Source organism: Bradyrhizobium sp. NAS96.2 (genome assembly GCF_001908235.1).
In the GTDB taxonomy this organism is placed as follows: Bacteria; Pseudomonadota; Alphaproteobacteria; order Rhizobiales; family Xanthobacteraceae; genus Bradyrhizobium.
This window is the reverse complement of the sequence record NZ_LGHK01000272.1, coordinates 1-6,559: the sequence shown is the minus strand read 5'-3', so window position 1 is coordinate 6,559 and position 6,559 is coordinate 1. Positions and strand designations below refer to the sequence as shown.

6 protein-coding genes and 1 pseudogene are annotated in these 6,559 nt (G+C 66.5%); 3 read left to right on the top strand and 4 right to left on the bottom strand.

All coding sequences use genetic code 11. From position 1 onward, the window contains the following. Positions 1–387: hypothetical protein (locus tag AC628_RS38930; RefSeq protein WP_143202044.1), on the top strand; the 387-nt coding region annotated here is incomplete at its 5' end. Between the two features lie 269 nt (positions 388–656). Here the strand turns inward: AC628_RS38930 and AC628_RS38925 are convergent. From AC628_RS38925 to AC628_RS38915, 3 genes are all read right to left on the bottom strand, one after another. Then, positions 657–1,520 (bottom strand): MlaD family protein, encoded by an 864-nt coding sequence (locus tag AC628_RS38925; RefSeq protein ID WP_074131929.1) that lies wholly within the window; start codon positions 1,518–1,520, stop codon positions 657–659. 143 nt (positions 1,521–1,663) lie between these two features. Next, positions 1,664–2,434, bottom strand: coding sequence for an ABC transporter ATP-binding protein (locus AC628_RS38920; protein WP_074131927.1), 771 nt, complete (start codon positions 2,432–2,434; stop codon positions 1,664–1,666). Between the two features lie 2 nt (positions 2,435–2,436). Then, positions 2,437–3,570, bottom strand: a complete 1,134-nt coding sequence (locus tag AC628_RS38915) for an MlaE family ABC transporter permease (protein WP_074131925.1) — start codon at positions 3,568–3,570, stop codon at positions 2,437–2,439. Positions 3,571–3,705: 135 nt separating this feature from the next. Between AC628_RS38915 and dgcA the strand changes: the two genes are divergently transcribed. Continuing rightward, positions 3,706–4,707 carry an N-acetyl-D-Glu racemase DgcA gene (gene dgcA, locus AC628_RS38910; RefSeq protein ID WP_074131923.1) on the top strand — a complete coding sequence of 334 codons (1,002 nt, stop codon included), beginning with the start codon at positions 3,706–3,708 and terminating at the stop codon, positions 4,705–4,707. Here dgcA and AC628_RS38905 read toward each other — a convergent pair. Continuing rightward, positions 4,677–5,879: an MFS transporter gene (locus AC628_RS38905; RefSeq protein ID WP_074131922.1), complete on the bottom strand. Its 1,203-nt coding sequence runs from the start codon at positions 5,877–5,879 to the stop codon at positions 4,677–4,679. The two genes, dgcA and AC628_RS38905, sit on opposite strands and share 31 nt — an antisense overlap. 75 nt (positions 5,880–5,954) lie before the next feature. Here AC628_RS38905 and AC628_RS38900 point away from each other — a divergent pair. Then, a pseudogene (locus AC628_RS38900) lies at positions 5,955–6,559 on the top strand (hypothetical protein); the annotation flags it as partial.

The window sequence follows — 6,559 nt, the reverse complement described above, 5'->3', positions numbered from 1 at the left end:
CAGGGCCGCGATGCCCAGCAGCGGCCGCGTCCGCAGCAGCAGCCGGCCGCCAATCCGCTGGAGTCGCTGTCGCTCGACATCGGCCGGCTGATGGACCGCACGCTGGCGGCCGAGATGTGGGATCGCTACCAGCGCGGCGAGAACAAGGCGTTCAGTAAGCGCCTCTACACGCCGGCCGGCCAGAAGGCCTTCGACGAGGTGGCCCGCAAGTACCGCGCCGACCGCGGCTTCAAGCAGACCGTCGACCGCTACATCGCGGAGTTCGAGCGCCTGCTCGACGAAGTCGCCCGCGAGGGTCGCGGCCAGCAGGAGCTGGCTGGCCACCTGACCTCGGAGACCGGGCTGGTCTACACCCTGCTCGCGCACGCCGCGGGACGGCTGGGGTAAGCCGATTGGCGAATAGTGAGTAGCGACTAGCGAACGAAAAACGGAGGCCGAAAGGCCTCCGTTTTGTTTTGGCGAGCTGATCAGCAGACCCGGTATCTGCGACAGCGCGATGGCAGATCGACGACCGTCATTGCGAGCGAAGCGAAGCAATCCATCCCTCAGCGTATGCGGCGCGATGGATTGCTTCGTCGCTTCGCTCCTCGCAATGACGGACGTGGCTGGCAGCGAACCCTTTTCGCTATTCGCCCTTCACCACTCGCCCAATCACGTCACTGCCGCCGCCGCGGCCCGGGTGCGGCTGCCGGAGCGGGCTCGGGTGCGGCGTTGTTGCTGCCGCCGAAGATCACCCGGCTCGGGTTGCGGTCGAAATTGTTCACGGCGCGGCTGATATCGGCGAGCGTGCGGCGGCCGTCGTTGATCAGGAGATTGGTCCGCTTGTCGACATTGTCGGCGAGCTCGCGGATCGACTTCACCATCAGGTTCAGCTCGCTGCCATTGTTGCCGCCGGCGATCGCATTGAGGCCCAGCATCAGATTGTCGGCCTTGCCCATCACGCCGTCGACCTTGAGCATGACGTTGTCGATCTTCTCGGAATTGCGCGCCAGCGCCTCGGTGAAGACCTCGAGGTTCTTCAGCGAATTCTTCACCGACTGCTGATTTTCGGCAACGATGCGGTTGACGTTTTGCAGCGTGGCGCGGATTGCCTCGGTGACGTCCTGCAGTGCGTTGGGGTCGGCGGTCAGAACCGGGATGCCGTCCTCATCCAGCGGCACCGGCGGGGCGGCCTCCTCACCGCCCTTCAGCGAGATCGCGGCGACGCCGGTGAGGCCCTGGAATTCGAGACCGACCAGGGTGTCCTTGCGGAGCGGTGCGTTGTTCTCGATCATCGCCAGCGCGACCACGCGCCGCGGATTGTCGAGCTTCACCGACACCACTTCCCCTATCCGGATACCGTTAAAATTGACGTTGCCGCCGTTGCGCAGGCCCGACGCCGGTCCCTCGAAGATCACCCGCAAGGGGCTGCGCTGCTTGGTGGTGTGCAGGCTCTGGAACCACAGCACGAAGCCGAACGCGGCAGCGATCACCGCCAGCGTGAAGGCCCCGATCAAGACGTAGTTCGCCCGCGTTTCCATCAATTGCTCGCGTTCATCAACTCTTGGATTACTCTTGAATTACTCTTGGGCTCTCGCGCAGCCACCCTGCGCGCGAGCCGGTCGAATTTCCTGTTGGCGCATGATCTCGTCCGAAAATCGGCTCCATTTTTCGGGATCATGGGCTAGGCCACAACGGCTCGGGCGCGCTTGCCGTTGAAATATTGCTGCAGCCATGGATGCTGCGATGCCTTCATGTCGGCGATCGATCCTGCAGCAATGATCTTACCGTTCCCTAAAACGGCGATACGGTCGCACGCGGTGTAAAGACTGTCGAGATCGTGGGTTACCATGAAAACGGTCAGCCCCAAAGTGCGCTGCAACGTCCGCACCAGCTCGTCGAAATCACCGGCGCCGATCGGATCGAGGCCCGACGTCGGCTCGTCGAGAAACACCAATTCAGGATCAAGCGCGAGTGCGCGCGCCAGCGCGACGCGCTTGATCATGCCGCCGGACAGTTCCGACGGATAGCGATCGGCGACCTCGGGCTTGAGGCCGACCATCACCAGTTTCGCGACCATGATCTCGTCGAGCAGCCGCTGCGAGACGCGCAGATATTCGCGCGCCGGAAACTGGATGTTCTGGCGCACGGTCAGCGAGGAGAACAGCGCGCCCTGCTGGAACAGGATGCCCCAGCGCCGCTCGACGGCGCGGCGCTGCGACGAGCTTGCGGCATCGAGATCGACGCCGAACACTTCGATGCGGCCGGAGACCTTCGGCACGAGGCCGATGATGGTGCGCGTCAGCACCGACTTACCGGCGCCCGACGGGCCGACGAAGCCGAGGATCTCGCCGCGCTTGACGTCGAGGTCGAGGCCGTCGAGCACGCGTGTGGTGCCGAATTGCACGGTGACGTCGCGAACCCGGATGATGGCGTCGATGTCCTGCTCCGCCATGATCACATCCCGATCGAGGCGAAGAAGATCGCGAACACGCCGTCCATCACGATCACGAAGAAGATCCCTTTCACCACCGACGCGGTGGTGTGCTGACCGAGCGATTCCGCCGATCCCTGCACCGCCAGCCCCTCGACGCAGGCGACGATGCCGATCACCGCCGCCATGACCGGCGCCTTGACCATGCCGACGATGAAATGGTCGATCGATATGGCATCACGAAGGCGGAGCAGGAAGGCCTCGGGATCGACGCCGCCATAGAGCCAGGCCACCAGGCCGCCGCCATAGAGCGCGGCCATCGCGCCGAGGAAGGCCAGGATCGGCAGCGCCAGCACCAAGGCCAGCATGCGCGGCAGGATCAGGACCTCGATCGGATCGAACCCCATGGTGCGCAGCGCGTCGATCTCCTCGCGCATCTTCATCGAGCCGAGCTCGGCGGTATAGGCCGAGCCGGAGCGGCCCGCCACCATGATCGCGACCAGCAGCACGCCGATCTCGCGCAGCACCAGCACGCCCAGCATGTCGACCACGAAGATGTCGGCGCCGAACCTGCGGAAATGGAAGATGCCCTGCTGCGAGATGATGCAGCCGATCAGGAAGGTGATCAGCACCACGATCGGCACCGCGCGCCAGCACACCTGCTCGAGATGATGCACCGTCGAGGTCAGGCGGAAGCTGCGCGGATGGATCAGCACCTTGCCGGCTGCGGCCAGCACCGCGCCGAGCATGTCGACCAGGCCGATGATGGTGCCGCTGACCCCGGCCACGGTGCGGCCGATCTGCTCGAGCATACCCGTGATCGACAGCCCCTCGCTCACGACCCTGGGCGCGGGGCCGACGCGGCGCACCTCGTCGACCAGGCTGGAGTAATTGGCGGAGAGGCCGGCGATCTCCGCTTCCGCGCTGGCATCGCTCAGGCTGCGGCGCAGCCGCTCGATCAGCCAGGCGCCGAAGGTGTCGAGGCTTGCGACCTGCGACACGTCGATGAAGATGTGGGGGCGGCTGCCGCGCAGCTTCTCGGCGTCGGAGACGATCCGCTCGAGCGCAGGGGCAAAGCGGGCGGTCCAGTTGCCCGCCGCGCACAACGCCAGTCCTTCGCCTTGGGCTATCCGCTCCAGTGTCGGGTCGCCGCTCACCTTTTGCCTACCCCTCAAGCCGGCTGGCCGTTGCATCTCCGGTGGCTTGCCGGATCGGCTTGTCGAATCTGTCACTAACCAGCCATAGTTGGTTGCGCGTCGCAAGCCACGGTTCAGGAAATAGTAGACTTTAAAATGACTTCCAGCCCATCTTGGACCATTTCCTTGAATGCTCGGATCGAGCGCTGGCCGATCGCCGGGACCTTCACCATCAGCCGCGGCGCCAAGACCGAGGCGGTCGTGGTGATGGCCGAGGTCAGCCAGGGCGGTCTGGTGGGACGCGGCGAGTGCGTGCCCTACCCGCGCTATGGCGAAACGCCGGAGGCAACGCTCAAGGCGATCCAGGCGATGCAGGAGCCGCTCGCCGGCGGCATGGACCGCACGGCCTTGCAGGCCCGGATGCCCGCCGGCGCGGCCCGCAATGCGCTGGATTGCGCGCTGGCGGACCTCGAGGCCAAACGCGCCGGTCAGCGGATCTGGAACCTGCTCGGACGGCCCGCGCCCGAACCGCGCACCACCGCCTACACGATCTCGCTCGGGACATCGGAGGCGATGGCGGAGGCCAGCGCGAAGGCAGCGCATCGCGCGCTGCTCAAGATCAAGCTCGGCGGCGATGGCGATGGCGCGCGGATCGCGGCCGTGCGCAGGGCGGCACCGCGCTCCGAACTGATCGTCGACGCCAATGAAGCCTGGACCGAGCACAACCTCGCCGCCAACCTCAAAGCCTGCGCCGATGCCGGCGTCACGCTGATCGAGCAGCCGTTGCCGGCGGGCAAGGACGAAGCGCTGGCGCGGATCAAGCGACCGGTTGCGGTCTGCGCCGACGAGAGCGTGCATGATCGCGCCTCGCTCGCGGGCCTGCGCGGCCGCTACGACGCCGTCAACATCAAGCTCGACAAGACCGGCGGGCTGACCGAGGCGCTCGCGATGGCGGATGCCGCCCGCGCGCTCGGCTTCGAGATCATGATCGGCTGCATGGTCGCAACCTCACTGTCGATGGCGCCGGCGATGCTGATCGCGCAAGCCGCGCGCTTCGTCGATCTCGACGGCCCGCTGCTGCTGGCGAAGGACCGCGACGACGGCCTGCGCTACGAGGGCAGCCTGGTCTATCCGCCGGAGGCCGCGCTGTGGGGATGATGGTGGGTTAGGCGTCGACGCGCCAGCCACATCACGAGCCCGCCCGCCGCCGCCATCGCGGCCATCATGTCGTAGACGCCGAGGCCGAACCGCGCATAGACCATGCCGCTGGCAATCGCCGTGGTGCTCGCGACGATGCCGCCGCAGGCGGTGAGATAGCCCTGCGCGCGCGCCATCACATGCACCGGCACGTGATGCACCATCAGCCCCATGATGCCGACCTGGGTCAGGCCAAAGCTCAGCCCGTGTCCGAGCTGGACCACGGCCAGCACCGCCAGCGGCGGATCCTGCGCGGTGATCGCCCAGCGCGCCACGGCGCTGCCGGCCGCGATCATCACCAGCACCGCCGACGGCAGCGTGAAGCGTGGCGAGGCCGCAAACAGCACGATCTCGGCGATCACGCCGAGCACCCAGAGCACCGCGATGGTGAGGCCGCTGAAACCGGCCTGCTGCCAGGCAATCGATGCGAAGATGTAATAGGCGCCGTGGCTGCCCTGGATCAGCGCCGAGGACACGATGATGGCGAGGAAAGTGGGATTGCGCAGCAGCTTTGGCGAACCGGCCGCGTGCGCGACGGTGGCCACCGGGCGGCCCAGCGGCAGCAAGGTCAGGCCGACCAGCGCACCGAGCACCGTCACGGCCGTGATGATCCAGATCAGATCGACCTCCGCGACATAGCGCAGCAGGAACCCGCTGATCAGCGCGCAGACCGCGAAGGCGGCCGAGCCCCACAGCCGCAGCGGCCCGTAGCTGAGGCCGAACTGCCTGACGCCGCGCAGCGCATAGGCGTCGGTGAGCGGCACCATCGGCGTCCAGACACAACACGTCAGCGCATAGAACGCGAGCAGCACGAACGGCTGGTGCTGGGTGCCGATCACGGCAAATCCGAACGCCGTCGCGAATCCCGTAGCGATGATCGCGCCGCGCAGCATCTGACGCCGTTCCGCAGCCGCTGTGACCAGCGGCAGCACGGTGAAGCGCGTCACCGGCGGCACCGCCGTGATGATGCCGATCCAGGTGGCATCGATCCCGATCGCCTTCATCCACACCGTGAAAAACGGCAGATGAACCCCGGTCATGCCGAACAGCGTGGCATAGAATGCCGCAAGGCTGCGCGCGAATCGCCGCGATGCAACTTTTGCTGCAATGGGGATTTGTGATTCGGAAGACATCAATTCAATTGCGATTCGCGCGATATCGTGGTGATCGTTAGCGTAACGCGCAGTGATTTGCGCGAAGAGATTGTGATGGCCGAAGAAGCATTCGCCCTGTCGCCGATATCCGCCCGCGCGGCCCTGCCGAGCGAGGAGGACTATGCCGCGATCAGCGCGGCCTTCATGGAGACCTCGCGGGGCCGCTGGTTCCTCGGCGAATACGCCAAGCGCAACCGCAATGCCGACACCCGCATGGTGCTCGATGCCGTGGCGCGGATCGAGGACAGCCTCAGCGCGCAGCGGCAGGCTGCCGCAGCGGCCATCAGGGACGAGCAGTTGGCGCAGGCGCTGGGCGCGCTGCGCGGCGCGATCGAGGCCGCCCAGGCCTCCGCCAAGTCAGCGCTCGACGGCGTCAGTTTCGAGCAGAATCTCGCGCCGGTTCGCAAGGGCGTGCGAGTGATCCGGGAGATCTCCTGGCGGCTGCGCGAGATCGGCAATGACGGCCGGATCTGCGACATCATCGATTCGCAGGCCAGCGCGATCGAGGCCGGTGCGTCCCAGGTTTCGATGGACGACGCCAAGGCCGTGCTGGACGCTGCCTTCGCGGCGCTGGCCCGCCGGCTCAGCGAGTTCGATCCGGACAAGGCGGCGACGCCCGCGGCCGAGCCGGCCGCGCCCCGAAGCACCGGTTGCGGAAC

What these genes read in the sequence shown, in the direction of transcription:
- AC628_RS38925 (WP_074131929.1), bottom strand. Translation starts at nt 1,520, where the DNA reads ATGGAAACGCGGGCGAACTACGTCTTGATCGGGGCCTTCACGCTGGCG.
- AC628_RS38920 (WP_074131927.1), bottom strand. Translation starts at nt 2,434, where the DNA reads ATGGCGGAGCAGGACATCGACGCCATCATCCGGGTTCGCGACGTCACC.
- dgcA (WP_074131923.1), top strand. Translation starts at nt 3,706, where the DNA reads ATGACTTCCAGCCCATCTTGGACCATTTCCTTGAATGCTCGGATCGAG.
- AC628_RS38905 (WP_074131922.1), bottom strand. Translation starts at nt 5,879, where the DNA reads ATGTCTTCCGAATCACAAATCCCCATTGCAGCAAAAGTTGCATCGCGG.